Raw genomic sequence first — 15,001 nt, forward strand, 5'->3', positions numbered from 1 at the left:
ATGTTTCTTAGCGTCATTACTGTCGCCTTTCGTAACTACGAAGGGGTGGTAAAAACCTGGCGCTCGCTGCGCAACCTGGCGCGCGATCCAAGCCTCACCTTTGAGTGGATCGTGGTTGATGGCGGTTCGAACGACGGTACGGCTGAGTTTCTGGAAAAACTCAACGGTGAGTTCAACTTACGTTACATCAGCGAGAAAGATAAAGGCATTTACGACGCGATGAATAAAGGCATCGCGATGGCGCAGGGGCGTTACGCCATCTTCCTCAATTCTGGCGATGTGTTCCATGACGACGTGGCCCTGTTTGCCCGTCAGCTCGCCCGCCAGAAAGAGGACGCCATGTATATTGGCGATGCGCTGCTCGATTTTGGTGATGGAAATAAAGTGCTGCGCAGCGCCAAGCCGGGCTGGTATATCTACCACAGCCTGCCGGCCAGCCATCAGGCCATTTTCTTCCCGGTTGAGGGTCTGAAAAAACAGCCTTACGATTTGCAGTATAAAGTGTCTTCAGATTATGCACTGACTGCCAGCTTGTACAAATCAGGTTATCCATTCCGTCGAATTAAAGGGCTGGTATCTGAATTTTCCATGGGCGGTGTGTCAACCTCAAATAATCTGGAATTGTGCCAGGATGCAAAAAACGTACAGCGTAAAATATTACGCGTACCGGGGTTCTGGGCGGAGTTGTCTTATTTTTTACGCCTGAAAACGACAGGTAAAGCGAAAGCCTTATATAACAAAGCCTGAAATATAAGGAAGCCTAATGCAGGAACTTAACGGATTCTCCGTGCCGAAAGGCTTTCGGGGCGGGAACGGTATTAAAGTGCAGTTGTGGTGGGCGGTTCAGGCAACATTATTTGCCTGGTCTCCGCAAATACTGTACCGCTGGCGAGCCTTTTTATTGCGTCTCTTTGGCGCAAAAATCGGAAAAAACGTAGTGATTCGCCCCTCGGTGAAAATTACCTATCCCTGGAAATTAACGCTTGGGGATTACGCCTGGGTAGGGGATGACGCGGTGTTATATACCCTGGGCGAGATTACGATTGGCGCAAATTCGGTGGTGTCGCAGAAGTGTTATTTGTGCACCGGCAGCCATGATTTTATGAGTCAGCATTTTGATATTACCGCTTCGCCAATTGTGATTGGTGAAAAATGCTGGCTGGCAACAGATGTCTTTGTTGCACCTGGTGTTTCTGTTGGCGATGGCACAGTTGTTGGTGCCCGCAGCAGCGTTTTTAAATCGCTACCGGCAAATAAAGTTTGCCGTGGCAACCCCGCAGTGGTGATACGCGAACGCGTTGAAACTGATTAAATTCATAAGTAGAGGAATATAAACATGTCTAAAGTCGCTCTCATCACCGGCGTTACCGGGCAGGATGGTTCTTACCTGGCAGAGTTCCTGCTGGAAAAAGGTTATGAAGTTCACGGTATTAAACGTCGTGCCTCTTCGTTCAACACCGAACGTGTGGATCATATTTATCAGGATCCTCACGCGGCGAACCCGAAATTCCACCTGCACTACGGCGACCTGACCGATACCTCCAACCTGACCCGTATCCTGCAGGAAGTACAGCCGGATGAAGTCTACAACCTGGGCGCGATGAGCCACGTAGCGGTCTCCTTCGAATCCCCGGAATACACCGCCGACGTTGACGCCATGGGTACCCTGCGTCTGCTGGAAGCCATTCGCTTCCTCGGCCTTGAGAAGAAAACCCGTTTCTACCAGGCGTCCACCTCCGAGCTGTACGGCCTGGTGCAGGAAATTCCACAGAAAGAGACCACGCCGTTCTACCCGCGCTCTCCGTATGCGGTCGCTAAGCTGTACGCCTACTGGATCACCGTAAACTACCGTGAATCCTATGGCATGTACGCCTGTAACGGCATTCTGTTCAACCACGAATCCCCGCGTCGCGGCGAAACCTTCGTGACCCGCAAAATCACTCGCGCGATCGCCAACATCGCTCAGGGTCTGGAATCTTGCCTGCACCTCGGCAACATGGACTCCCTGCGTGACTGGGGCCATGCGAAAGACTACGTGAAAATGCAGTGGATGATGCTGCAGCAGGAACAGCCAGAAGACTTCGTGATCGCGACCGGCGTGCAGTACTCCGTGCGTCAGTTCGTTGAAATGGCCGCAGCACAGCTGGGCATCAAACTGCGCTTCGAAGGTACCGGCGTGGAAGAGAAAGGTATCGTGGTTTCCGTGACCGGCCACGACGCGCCGGGCGTGAAGCCAGGCGACGTGATTGTGCAGGTTGACCCGCGCTACTTCCGTCCTGCTGAAGTGGAAACCCTGCTGGGCGACCCAACCAAAGCGCACGAGAAGCTGGGCTGGAAACCAGAAATCACTCTGCAGGAGATGGTTTCCGAGATGGTAGCCAAAGATCTTGAAGCAGCGAAAAAACACTCCCTGCTCAAGTCTCATGGCTACGAGGTTGCCATCGCGCTGGAGTCCTGAGAATGACAAAACAACGTATTTTTGTCGCCGGTCATCGCGGAATGGTGGGTTCCGCGATTGTTCGCCAGCTCGAGCAGCGCGGCGACGTCGACGTGATTGTCCGCACGCGCGACGAGCTGAACCTGCTCGACAGCCGTGCGGTGCAGGACTTCTTTGCTAACGAACGCATTGACCAGGTGTATCTGGCGGCGGCGAAAGTGGGCGGCATTGTTGCCAACAACACTTACCCGGCGGATTTCATCTACGAGAACATGATGATCGAGAGCAACATCATTCACGCGGCGCACCTGCACAACGTGAATAAGCTGCTGTTCCTCGGCTCGTCCTGTATCTACCCGAAAATGGCGAAGCAGCCGATCGCCGAGAGCGAACTGCTGCAGGGCACGCTGGAAGCCACCAACGAGCCGTACGCGATTGCCAAAATTGCCGGGATCAAGCTGTGTGAGTCCTACAACCGTCAGTATAACCGCGACTATCGCTCGGTGATGCCGACCAACCTGTACGGACCGCACGACAACTTCCACCCGAGCAACTCGCACGTGATCCCGGCGCTGCTGCGCCGCTTCCACGAGGCGACCGCCGAGAACGCGCCGGATGTGGTGGTGTGGGGCAGCGGTACGCCAATGCGCGAGTTCCTGCACGTGGACGACATGGCTGCGGCCAGCATTCACGTGATGGAGCTGGATCGCGAGGTGTGGCAGGAGAACACCGAGCCGATGCTGTCGCACATCAACGTCGGTACCGGCGTGGACTGCACCATCCGCGAGCTGGCGCAGACTATCGCGCAGGTGGTGGGCTACAAAGGCCGCGTGGTGTTTGACGCCACCAAGCCGGACGGCACGCCGCGCAAGCTGCTGGACGTGACCCGCCTGCACCAGCTGGGCTGGTATCACGAGGTGTCACTGGAGCAGGGGCTGGCCAGCACCTACCAGTGGTTCCTGGAAAACCAGCACCGCTTCCGGGGGTAACGATGTTTTTAAGTCAGGAAGATTTTGCCACGGTAGTGCGTTCCACTCCGCTGATCTCAATTGATCTGATCGTGGAGAACGAACGCGGCGAGTTCTTGCTGGGGAAACGAACCAATCGTCCTGCACAGGGCTTTTGGTTCGTGCCCGGCGGGCGCGTGCAGAAGGATGAGCGGCTCACCGATGCGTTTGAGCGTCTCACTCTGGCGGAGCTGGGCCTGCAGCTGCCGATGGCGGCAGGCCAGTTTTACGGGGTCTGGCAGCACTTCTATGACGATAACTTTTCAGGCACCGGGTTCTCCACGCACTACATCGTGCTGGGGTTCCGCCTGAAGGTGAGTGAGGCAGACCTGCGTCTGCCTGATTCTCAGCATGACGACTACCGCTGGCAGACGCCTGAGGCGCTGCTGGCGAGCGATAACGTTCACGATAACAGTCGAGCGTACTTCCTCGCAGAACGTCAGGCCGAGGTGCCGGGTTTATGAAGATCCTTGTGTATGGAATCAACTACTCGCCGGAATTAACCGGCATCGGGAAATATACCGGCGAGATGGTCGAGTGGATGGCGAGCCAGGGACATGACGTGCGGGTCATTACCGCGCCGCCGTACTACCCGGAGTGGAAGGTGGGCGAGCGCTACTCAAGCTGGCGCTATCGTCGCGAAGAGGGCGCAGCGACCGTGTGGCGCTGCCCGCTCTACGTGCCGAAACAGCCTTCGACGCTGAAACGTTTAATTCATCTGGGCAGCTTTGCCCTGAGCAGTTTTTTCCCGCTGATGGCGCAGCGTCGCTGGAAGCCGGATCGCATTATCGGCGTGGTGCCGACGCTGTTTTGCACGCCGGGCATGCGCCTGCTGGGCAAACTTTCCGGCGCGCGCACCCTGCTGCACATTCAGGATTATGAAGTAGACGCCATGCTCGGCCTGGGAATGGCAGGCAAGGGCGAGGGCGGTAAGGTGGCGAAGCTCGCCAGCGCCTTTGAACGCAGCGGGCTGCACAACGTGGACTACGTCTCGACCATATCGCGCTCGATGATGAACAAGGCGCAGGAGAAGGGCGTCCCGGCGGAGAAAGTCATTTTCTTCCCGAACTGGTCCGAAGTGGCGCGTTTTCGCGATGTGACAGAGCAAGACGCTCAGGCGCTCCGCGCCCAGCTCGGTTTGCCGGATGATCAAAAAATCATTCTTTACTCCGGCAACATCGGCGAAAAGCAGGGGCTGGAGAGCGTGATTGAAGCGGCCCAGCAGCTTAGCGAACATCCGTGGATGTTTGTGATTGTCGGGCAGGGCGGCGGGAAAGCGCGGCTGGAGAAGATGGCCCTCGAACGCGGCCTGACCAACGTGAAATTTTTCCCGCTTCAGTCTTACGAGGCGCTGCCAGCCCTGCTGAAGATGGGCGACTGCCATCTGGTCGTGCAAAAGCGCGGCGCGGCGGACGCGGTGCTGCCGTCCAAGCTGACCAACATTCTGGCGGTGGGCGGCAACGCGGTGATTACGGCAGAAGCCGAAACAGAATTAGGCCAGCTGTGTAACAGCTATCCCGGCATTGCCGTTTGCGTGGAGCCGGAATCCGTTCCCGCGCTGGTGGCCGGTATTGAGCAGGCACTCGCCATGCCAAAAAAGAACACGGTGGCACGTGAATATGCCGAACGCACGCTCGAAAAAGAGAACGTGCTGAGCCAATTTATTGCAGATATACGGGGATAAATCATGAGTCAAACCACGTTGTATCCGGTTGTGATGGCAGGTGGCTCTGGTAGCCGGTTGTGGCCGCTGTCCCGCGTGCTCTATCCAAAACAGTTCCTCTGCCTGAAAGGGGACCTCACCATGCTGCAGACGACGGTCAACCGTCTGCACGGCGTGGAGTGTGAAAGTCCGGTCGTTATTTGTAACGAACAGCACCGTTTTATCGTTGCCGAGCAGCTGCGCCAGCTGAACAAACTCACAGAAAACATCATTCTGGAGCCTGCCGGTCGTAACACCGCCCCTGCGATCGCCCTGGCGGCGCTGGCGGCAAAACGCAGCAGCCCGAACTGCGACCCGCTGATGCTGGTGCTGGCGGCTGACCACGTCATTCAGCAGGAAGAGGCGTTCCGCGACGCGGTGCGTGCGGCCATTCCTTACGCGGAAAGCGGCAAGCTGGTGACCTTCGGCATCGTGCCGGACCTGCCGGAAACCGGCTATGGCTACATCCGTCGCGGCAGCGTAACGCCGGGCGAAGGCGACAGCGTGGCGTTTGACGTGGCGCAGTTCGTCGAAAAACCGAATCTGGAAACCGCGCAGGCCTACGTGGCCAGCGGGGAATATTACTGGAACAGCGGCATGTTCCTGTTCCGCGCCGGACGCTACCTGGAAGAGCTGGAAAAATACCGTCCGGACATCCTGAGCGCCTGCGAGAAAGCGATGGCGGTGGTGGATCCTGACCTCGACTTTATTCGCGTTGACGAGCAATCCTTCCTCGCCTGCCCGGAGGAGTCCATTGACTACGCGGTCATGGAGCGCACGGCGGATGCCGTCGTGGTTCCGATGGACGCGGGCTGGAGCGATGTGGGGTCCTGGTCATCCCTGTGGGAGATCAGCGCGCATACCCCGGAGGGTAACGTCCATCACGGTGATGTGATTAGCCACAAAACGGAAAACAGCTACGTTTACGCCGAATCCGGCCTTGTCACCACGGTTGGGGTGAAGGATCTGGTGGTCGTGCAGACCAAAGATGCGGTGCTGATTGCCGACCGTAACGCCGTGCAGGACGTTAAAAAAGTGGTTGAACAGATCAAGGCCGATGGTCGTCACGAGCACCACATTCACCGTGAAGTCTACCGTCCGTGGGGCAAGTATGACTCCATCGACTCCGGCGACCGCTATCAGGTGAAGCGTATTACCGTGAAGCCGGGTGAAGGGCTGTCCGTACAGATGCACCACCATCGCGCCGAGCACTGGGTGGTGGTTGCGGGAACCGCAAAAGTCACCATCGACGGCGAAATTAAACTGCTGGGCGAAAACGAATCCATCTACATTCCGCTGGGGGCCACGCACTGTCTGGAGAACCCCGGGAAAATTCCGCTCGACTTAATTGAAGTGCGCTCCGGTTCGTATCTGGAGGAGGACGATATCGTTCGCTTCCAGGACCGTTACGGACGGGTGTAGCGCCTTTGCTTCCTGCCCGGTGGCGCTGCGCTTGCCGGGCCTACGAATGAAAAAAAAGAATTTGGCCATTAATTGGTCAGGGCCAACTGTTGCCTGAAAAAGGGGTCATCATGGAAAAGTTAACCTGTTTTAAAGCCTACGATATTCGCGGCAAGCTGGGCGAAGAGCTGAATGAAGACATTGCGTGGCGCATTGGCCGCGCGTACGGCGAATATTTAAAGCCGCAAACCATCGTGCTGGGCGGCGACGTACGCCTGACCAGCGAGTCCCTGAAGCTGGCTCTGGCGAAAGGGCTGCAGGACGCGGGCGTGGACGTGCTGGACATCGGCCTTTCCGGCACTGAAGAGATCTATTTTGCCACTTTCCACCTTGGCGTGGACGGCGGTATCGAAGTGACCGCCAGCCACAACCCGATGGACTACAACGGCATGAAGCTGGTGCGCAAGGGCGCGCGTCCGATCAGCGGCGATACCGGCCTGCGCGACGTGCAGCGTCTGGCGGAAGCCAACGACTTCCCGCCGGTGAACGACGCGAAGCGCGGCAGCTACAAGCAGATCAATTTGCAAAAAGAGTACATCGACCACCTGCTGGGCTACATCAACGTGGCAAACCTGAAGCCGCTGAAGCTGGTCATCAACTCCGGTAACGGTGCGGCAGGTCCGGTGGTGGATGCACTGGAAGCCCGCTTTAAGGCGCTGAACGTGCCGGTCACCTTCATCAAAGTGCATAACACCCCGGACGGCAACTTCCCGAACGGTATTCCTAACCCGCTGCTGCCGGAGTGCCGCGACGACACCCGCAACGCGGTGATTGAGCACGGCGCGGATATGGGTATCGCCTTTGACGGCGACTTCGACCGCTGCTTCCTGTTCGACGAGAAAGGGCAGTTCATCGAGGGCTATTACATCGTTGGCCTGCTGGCGGAAGCCTTCCTCGAGAAAAACCCGGGCGCGAAAATCATTCACGACCCGCGCCTTTCCTGGAACACCGTCGACGTGGTGTCCGCGGCAGGCGGTACGCCGGTGATGTCCAAAACCGGCCACGCCTTTATCAAAGAGCGCATGCGTGAAGAAGACGCTATTTATGGCGGCGAGATGAGCGCTCACCACTACTTCCGTGATTTTGCCTACTGCGACAGCGGGATGATCCCGTGGCTGCTGGTGACCGAGCTGCTGTGCCTGAAAGGACAGACCCTGGGCGAGCTGGTGCGCGACCGCATGGCGGCCTTCCCGGCGAGCGGGGAGATCAACAGCAAGCTGGCGCAGCCAGCCGACGCGATTGCCCGCGTGGAACAGCACTTTGCCATCCACGCGCTGGAAATTGACCGTACCGACGGCATCAGCATGGCGTTCCCGCAGTGGCGCTTCAACCTGCGCTCGTCCAATACCGAGCCGGTGGTGCGCCTGAACGTGGAATCCCGTGCCGACACGGCGCTGATGGAAGCCCGAACGAAGGACATTCTGGCGCTGTTGAATCAGTAATATTTGCCCCTCACCCCAGCCCTCTCCCCATAGGGGAGAGGGTGTTCAAGTCCCCTCTCCCCTGTGGGGAGAGGGGTAGGGTGAGGGGTAAGGTTTTGAACTAAAGGAACAACGATGACGAATCTAAAAAAACGCGAACGAGCGAGAACGAATGCATCGTTAATCTCTATGGTGCAGCGTTTTTCTGATATCACCATCATGGTCGGCGGATTGTGGGCGGTGTGTCGGATTAGCGGGCAACCGTTCTTATATATGCATCTGCTGATGGCATTGATTGCGCTGGTCGTGTTTCAGATGATCGGCGGGATGACCGATTTTTACCGCTCGTGGCGTGGGGTGAAAATCACCACCGAGCTGATGCTGCTGCTGCAAAACTGGACCTTAAGCCTGATTTTCAGCGCCGGGCTGGTGGCGTTCAGCCATGATTTTGATAACCGACTCGTGACCTATCTCTGCTGGTACCTGTTGACCAGCGTGGGCATGGTGGTCTGCCGTTCGCTGATCCGCTTCGGTGCGGGCTGGCTGCGCAATCGGGGTTACAACAGACGCTATGTGGCCGTAGCAGGGGATTTGCCCGTCGGTCAGGTGCTGCTCGACAGCTTCCGCAAAGAGCCGTGGTTAGGTTTTGAAGTGGTGGGGATTTATCACGACGCGAAGCCGGGCGGCGTCCCGTCTGAGTGGGCCGGCAACTACGATCAGCTTATCGACGACGCGAAAGCAGGGAAGATCCACAACGTCTATATCGCCATGCAGATGAAAGACGAATCCCGCATCAAGAAACTGATGCGCGAGCTGGCGGATACCACGTGCTCGGTGATCCTGATCCCGGACGTCTTTACCTTCAACATCCTCCATTCCCGCATTGAAGAAGTGAACGGCGTACCGGTTGTGCCGCTGTACGATACGCCGCTCTCCGGCATTAACCGCGTGCTCAAGCGCGTGGAAGATATTGTTCTCTCTTCGCTGATCCTGCTGCTGATTTCGCCTGTGCTGTGCTGCATTGCGCTGGCGGTGAAAATCAGTTCACCCGGTCCGATTATCTTCCGCCAGACGCGCTACGGCATGGACGGCAAGCCGATCATGGTGTGGAAATTCCGCTCCATGAAGGTGATGGAAAACGACAGGGTGGTGACCCAGGCAACGCAGAACGATCCGCGCGTGACCCGCGTGGGTAACTTCCTGCGCCGGACCTCGCTGGACGAGCTGCCGCAGTTCATTAACGTCTTCACCGGCGGCATGTCGATTGTTGGCCCGCGTCCTCACGCGGTAGCCCATAACGAGCAGTACCGCTCGCTGATTGAAGGCTACATGCTGCGCCACAAGGTGAAGCCAGGCATCACCGGCTGGGCGCAGATCAACGGCTGGCGCGGCGAGACCGACACGCTGGAAAAAATGGAAAAACGCATCGAGTTCGATCTGGAGTACATCCGCGAGTGGAGCCTCTGGTTCGATATCAAGATTGTTTTTCTGACCATCTTCAAAGGTTTCGTGAACAAAGCGGCGTACTAAGATGAGCTTACGTGAAAAAACCATCAGCGGCGCCAAGTGGTCGGCCATGGCCACCATCGTCATCATCGGCCTTGGGCTGGTGCAGATGACGGTGCTGGCGCGCATTATCGATAACCACCAGTTCGGTCTGCTGACCGTCTCGCTGGTGATTATCGCGCTGGCCGATACGCTGTCTGACTTTGGTATCGCCAACTCGATTATCCAGCGCAAAGAGATCAGCCATCTGGAGCTGACCACGCTCTACTGGCTGAACGTTGGGCTGGGGATCTCCGTGTTCGTACTGGTCTTCCTGCTGAGCGATACCATCGCCCGCGTGCTGCACAACCCGGATCTGGCGCCGCTGATGCGCACGCTGTCGTTTGCCTTTGTGGTGATCCCACACGGGCAGCAGTTCCGCGCGCTGATGCAAAAAGAGCTGGAATTCAACAAGATCGGCATGATTGAAACCAGCGCGGTGCTGGCGGGCTTTACCTTCACCGTGGTGAGCGCCCATTTCTGGCCGCTGGCGATGACCGCCATCCTCGGTTACCTGGTTAACTCTGCCGTGCGCACGCTGCTGTTCGGCTACTTTGGCCGCAAGATTTACCGTCCGGGGCTGCATTTCTCTCTCGCGTCCGTGTCGTCCAATCTGCGCTTTGGCGCGTGGCTGACGGCGGACAGCATTATCAACTACGTCAATACCAACCTCTCGACGCTGGTGCTGGCGCGCATTCTGGGCGCGAGCGTGGCGGGGGGCTACAACCTGGCCTACAACGTCGCGGTGGTGCCGCCGATGAAGCTGAACCCGATTATCACCCGCGTCCTGTTCCCGGCGTTTGCCAAGATTCAGGACGACACAGAGAAGCTGCGCGTTAACTTCTACAAGCTGCTTTCCGTGGTGGGGATCATTAACTTCCCGGTGCTGCTGGGGCTGATGGTGGTGTCCAGCAACTTCGTGCCGCTGGTGTTTGGTGAGAAGTGGAACGGCATCATCCCGATCCTGCAGCTGCTGTGCGTGGTAGGGCTGCTGCGCTCCGTGGGAAATCCGATTGGTTCCCTGCTGATGGCAAAAGCGCGCGTGGATATCAGCTTTAAGTTCAACGTGTTTAAAACCTTCCTGTTTATTCCGGCAATTATCGTGGGCGGACACATGGCGGGCGCTATCGGCGTCACGCTCGGGTTCCTGCTGGTACAAATTATCAACACCGTGCTGAGCTACTTCGTGATGATCAAGCCGGTGCTGGGCTCCAGCTACCGTCAGTACATCCTGAGCCTGTGGCTGCCGTTTTATCTCTCCTTACCTACGCTTGCGGTCAGCTATGGCCTGGGCGTGGTGCTCAGCGGTCATCTGCCGCTGGCGGCGCTGCTGGCGGTACAGGTCGCCGCGGGCGCACTGGCGTTCGGCGTGATGATTGTGCTGTCGCGTAATGCGCTGGTGGTTGAGATGAAGCGCCAGTTTTGCCGTAACGAAAAAATGAAAACGCTGCTTCGCGCAGGCTAATTTTAAGAGGCCATTATGAAATTACTTATTCTTGGCAACCATACCTGCGGCAACCGTGGCGACAGCGCCATCCTGCGCGGTTTATTGGATGCAATTAACACCCTTGAGCCTGAGACAGAAGTGGATGTGATGAGCCGTTATCCGGTCAGCTCATCCTGGTTACTGAATCGCCCGGTAATGGGCGACCCGCTCTACAGCCAGATGAAACAGCACAATAACGCCGCGGGCGTGATGGGGCGCGTGAAGAAAGTCCTGCGCCGTCGCTACCAGCATCAGGTGCTGCTTTCACGCGTGACCGACACCGGCAAGCTGCGCAATATCGCCATTGCCCAGGGCTTTACGGATTTTGTCCGTCTGCTCTCCGGCTATGACGCCATTATTCAGGTCGGCGGTTCGTTCTTCGTCGATCTCTACGGCGTGCCGCAGTTTGAGCATGCGCTCTGCACCTTTATGGCGAAAAAGCCGCTGTTTATGATCGGCCACAGCGTCGGGCCATTCCAGGATCCGCAGTTTAACCAGCTCGCAAACTACGTCTTCGGCCACTGCGACGCGCTGATCCTGCGCGAGTCCGTAAGTCTGGACCTGATGAAGCGCAGCGAGATCGACACCTCAAAAGTTGAGCACGGCGTGGACACCGCCTGGCTGGTGGATCACCAGGTCGATAATTTCCAGCCAAGCTACGCGGTGCAGCACTGGCTCGACGTGGCGGCGAAACAGAAAACCGTCGCCATCACCCTGCGCGAGCTGGCGCCATTTGATAAACGTTTAGGCACCACGCAGGCGGCGTATGAGAAAGCCTTCGCCGACGTGGTGAACCGCGTGCTGGACAGCGGCTACCAGGTGCTGGCGCTCTCCACCTGTACCGGTATCGACAGCTACAACAAAGATGACCGCATGGTGGCGCTCAACCTGAGCCACCTGGTGAACGACCCGTCGCGCTACCACGTGGTGATGGACGAGCTGAACGACCTGGAGATGGGCAAACTGCTCTCCGCCTGTGACCTCACCGTCGGCACGCGCCTGCACTCGGCCATTATCTCCATGAACTTCGGCACGCCGGCGATTGCCATCAACTACGAGCACAAATCCGCGGGCATTATGCAGCAGCTCGGTATGCCGGAAATGGCGGTCGATATTCGTCATCTTCTCGACGGTTCGCTCGGTGCCATGGTCGGCGACACGCTGGGACAGCTGCCCGCGATTAACGAACGCCTGGCCGTGGCGGTGAAAGCCGAGCGCGAAAAAGGGATCGGCATGGTGAAATCGGTGCTCGACCGCGTCGGGGAGGGGAAATGAAGGTTGGTTTCTTCTTACTGAAATTTCCGCTGTCGTCTGAGACCTTTGTACTGAACCAAATCACCGCGTTTATCGATATGGGATATGACGTGGAGATTGTCGCCCTGCAAAAGGGCGATACGCAAAATACCCATGCGGCGTACACCCAGTATGGGCTGGAAGCTAAAACCCGCTGGCTGCAGGATGAGCCGGGCGGGCGGCTGAACAAACTGCGCTACCGCGCCAGCCAGACGCTGCGCGGGCTGCATCGACTCTCGACGTGGCGGGCGCTGAACGTGTCACGTTACGGGGCGGAATCCCGCAATCTGATCCTCTCCGCCATTTGCGGGCAAACGGCGCGGCCGTATCGTGCGGATGTGTTTATCGCCCACTTCGGCCCGGCGGGTGTGACCGCCGCGAAGCTGCGCGAGCTGGGGGTGATTGACGGCAAAATCGCGACCATTTTCCACGGTATCGATATCTCCAGCCGGGAGGTGTTGAACCACTATACGCCGGAGTACCAGCAGCTTTTCCGCCGCGGTGACATGATGCTGCCCATCAGCGAACTGTGGGCTGGTCGGCTGAAAAAGATGGGCTGCCCGAGCGAAAAAATCACCGTTTCGCGGATGGGCGTCGATATGGAGCGCTTCACTCAGCGCCCGGTGAAGGTGCCGGGGAAACCGCTGCAGATTATCTCGGTCGCGCGTTTAACCGAGAAGAAAGGGCTGCACGTCGCGATTGAAGCCTGTCGTCAGCTAAAAGCGCGTGGAGTAGATTTCCACTATCGCATTTTAGGTATCGGCCCCTGGGAGCGCCGACTGCGCACGCTGATCGAACAGTACCAGCTGGAAGGCTGCGTGGAGATGCCGGGCTTCAAGCCAAGCCATGAGGTGAAGGCGATGCTCGACGAGGCGGATGTTTTCCTGCTGCCGTCCGTGACCGGTGCAGACGGTGATATGGAAGGTATTCCTGTCGCGCTGATGGAGGCTATGGCCGTGGGCATCCCTGTTGTCTCTACGCTGCACAGCGGGATCCCGGAACTGATCAGATCGGAGTATTCCGGCTGGCTGGTGCCTGAAAACAACGCTTTCGCCCTGGCCGACCGCTTAGCGGCCTTCAGCGACATCGACCAGCAGGAGCTGGTACCGGTGCTGCAAAATGCCCGACAAAAAGTCGAAACAGAATTTAACCAGCAGGTGATTAATCGCCAGTTAGCGAGCCTGCTGCAAACGCTGTAACGCCGAGGTTGTATGCTGAAAAAGATTACCCGACGCCATTTTGTCTCTTCCTTATCCGTACTGGCGGCAATGCCGCTGCTGTCGCCGCGCGCCGCGCGGGCGGCCACAGGGAGAACGGTCTCTGTGAAACAGTACAACAACAGCGACTGGATCGCCGCCTTTAAGCAGGCGTTTACCGAGGCCGACACCGTTGTGGTACCCGCCGATCTCGTCTGTGACAACATCAATACAGGGATTTTTATCCCCGACGGTAAAACGCTCCTGATACGGGGGGGGCTCAAAGGCAACGGGCGCGGGCGCTTTGTGCTCCAGGAAGGCAGTAAAGTCATCGGTGAGGGAGAAGGGCGCACGCACAACATCACGCTGGATATCCGTGGCTCTGATTGCGTCATCAAAGGTCTGGCGATGAGCGGCTTTGGCCCCGTCACGCAGATCTACATCGGCGGCAAAAAGCCGAGGGTGATGCGCAACCTCCTCATCGATAATATCAACGTGAGCCAGGCCAACTACGCCATATTGCGACAGGGCTTCCATAATCAGGTGGACGGCGCGCGCATTACCAACAGCAGATTTAGCCACCTGCAGGGTGACGCGATTGAGTGGAACGTGGCGATCAACGACCGTAACATTCTGATCTCTGACCATGTCATCGACAACATCAACTGCACCAACGGTAAAATCAACTGGGGGATTGGCATCGGGCTTGCGGGCAGTACCTACGATAATGACTACCCTGAAAAGCAGACCGTGAAGAACTTCGTGGTGGCCAATATAACGGGCAGCAATTGTCGTCAGTTAGTCCATGTCGAAAACGGTAAGCACTTTGTTATTCGCAATATTAAGGCTAAAAACATCACTCCCGACTTCAGCAAAAAGGCGGGAATAGATAACGCTACGGTAGCAATTTACGGCTGTGATAATTTCGTTATTGATAATGTCGACATGGTCAATAGTGCTGGAATGTTAATCGGTTACGGCGTAATTAAAGGCAACTACCTGTCGATACCGCAGAATTTTAAGCTCAACGATATTCGCCTGGATAATCGGCAGCTTGCCTATAAGCTGCGCGGAATACAAATTTCATCCGGCAACGCGACCTCTTTTGTCGCCATCACCAACGTTGACATGCAGCGCGCGACGCTTGAGCTGCACAACAAGCCTCAGCATCTTTTCTTGCGTAACATCAACGTGATGCAGGAAGCAGCCGTGGGACCGGCGCTGAAAATCAAATTCGATTTGCGTAAGGACGTGCGGGGCAAGTTTATGGCCAAGGACGAAACGCTGCTGTCGCTGGCAAACATTAAGGCCGTCAATGAAAAGGGGCAAAGCTCGGTGGATATTGACCGGGTTGACCAGCATGTTGTGAATACGGAACGGCTGAATTTTGCTCTGCCGAGTAGATAATCACCCGCTGGCAATTTTGCGACGATTCCTGGTCGGATAATGTGAT

General features: G+C 57.1%; 13 protein-coding genes. All 13 read left to right on the forward strand.

Features of this window, described 5'->3' with window-relative positions; genetic code table 11:
* The 13 genes from wcaE (at position 1) to wcaM (ending at position 14,955) form a co-directional block, all read left to right on the forward strand.
* Positions 1–747, forward strand: coding sequence for a colanic acid biosynthesis glycosyltransferase WcaE (wcaE, locus tag K5E19_RS18470; protein WP_221552492.1), 747 nt, complete (start codon positions 1–3; stop codon positions 745–747).
* 16 nt (positions 748–763) lie between these two features.
* Positions 764–1,312, forward strand: coding sequence for a colanic acid biosynthesis acetyltransferase WcaF (gene wcaF / locus K5E19_RS18475; protein ID WP_221552493.1), 549 nt, complete (start codon positions 764–766; stop codon positions 1,310–1,312).
* 24 nt (positions 1,313–1,336) lie between these two features.
* Positions 1,337–2,458, forward strand: a complete 1,122-nt coding sequence (gene gmd / locus K5E19_RS18480; protein WP_014884502.1) for a GDP-mannose 4,6-dehydratase — start codon at positions 1,337–1,339, stop codon at positions 2,456–2,458.
* Positions 2,459–2,460: 2 nt separating this feature from the next.
* Positions 2,461–3,426, forward strand: coding sequence for a GDP-L-fucose synthase (locus tag K5E19_RS18485; RefSeq protein ID WP_193939470.1), 966 nt, complete (start codon positions 2,461–2,463; stop codon positions 3,424–3,426).
* A gap of 2 nt (positions 3,427–3,428) precedes the next feature.
* Entirely contained in the window at positions 3,429–3,908 is a 480-nt protein-coding gene (locus tag K5E19_RS18490; protein WP_221552494.1) for a GDP-mannose mannosyl hydrolase, read from the forward strand.
* Positions 3,905–5,128 carry a colanic acid biosynthesis fucosyltransferase WcaI gene (wcaI, locus tag K5E19_RS18495; protein ID WP_221552495.1) on the forward strand — a complete coding sequence of 408 codons (1,224 nt, stop codon included), beginning with the start codon at positions 3,905–3,907 and terminating at the stop codon, positions 5,126–5,128. The genes K5E19_RS18490 and wcaI overlap by 4 nt, the downstream gene beginning before the upstream one ends.
* 3 nt (positions 5,129–5,131) lie before the next feature.
* Positions 5,132–6,568, forward strand: a complete 1,437-nt coding sequence (cpsB, locus tag K5E19_RS18500) for a mannose-1-phosphate guanyltransferase (protein ID WP_089598073.1) — start codon at positions 5,132–5,134, stop codon at positions 6,566–6,568.
* Between the two features lie 110 nt (positions 6,569–6,678).
* Entirely contained in the window at positions 6,679–8,049 is a 1,371-nt protein-coding gene (gene cpsG / locus K5E19_RS18505) for a colanic acid biosynthesis phosphomannomutase CpsG (RefSeq protein WP_010431951.1), read from the forward strand.
* A gap of 114 nt (positions 8,050–8,163) precedes the next feature.
* Positions 8,164–9,558, forward strand: coding sequence for an undecaprenyl-phosphate glucose phosphotransferase (gene wcaJ, locus K5E19_RS18510; RefSeq protein ID WP_221552497.1), 1,395 nt, complete (start codon positions 8,164–8,166; stop codon positions 9,556–9,558).
* A 1-nt stretch (position 9,559) separates the two neighbouring features.
* The gene (gene wzxC, locus K5E19_RS18515) at positions 9,560–11,038 is read left to right on the forward strand and encodes a colanic acid undecaprenyl disphosphate flippase WzxC (RefSeq protein WP_221552498.1); all 1,479 of its coding nucleotides are present in this window, start codon (positions 9,560–9,562) and stop codon (positions 11,036–11,038) included.
* 15 nt (positions 11,039–11,053) lie between these two features.
* A complete protein-coding gene (wcaK, locus tag K5E19_RS18520) occupies positions 11,054–12,334 on the forward strand; it encodes a colanic acid biosynthesis pyruvyl transferase WcaK (RefSeq protein WP_100165926.1) in 1,281 nt (426 codons plus the stop codon).
* A complete protein-coding gene (wcaL, locus tag K5E19_RS18525) occupies positions 12,331–13,551 on the forward strand; it encodes a colanic acid biosynthesis glycosyltransferase WcaL (protein ID WP_221552499.1) in 1,221 nt (406 codons plus the stop codon). Before wcaK ends, wcaL begins: the two co-directional genes overlap by 4 nt.
* A gap of 12 nt (positions 13,552–13,563) precedes the next feature.
* Positions 13,564–14,955 carry a colanic acid biosynthesis protein WcaM gene (gene wcaM, locus K5E19_RS18530; RefSeq protein ID WP_221552500.1) on the forward strand — a complete coding sequence of 464 codons (1,392 nt, stop codon included), beginning with the start codon at positions 13,564–13,566 and terminating at the stop codon, positions 14,953–14,955.
* Positions 14,956–15,001 lie beyond the last annotated feature (46 nt).

The organism is Enterobacter sp. RIT637 (assembly GCF_019718755.1).
GTDB lineage: Bacteria > Pseudomonadota > Gammaproteobacteria > Enterobacterales > Enterobacteriaceae > Enterobacter.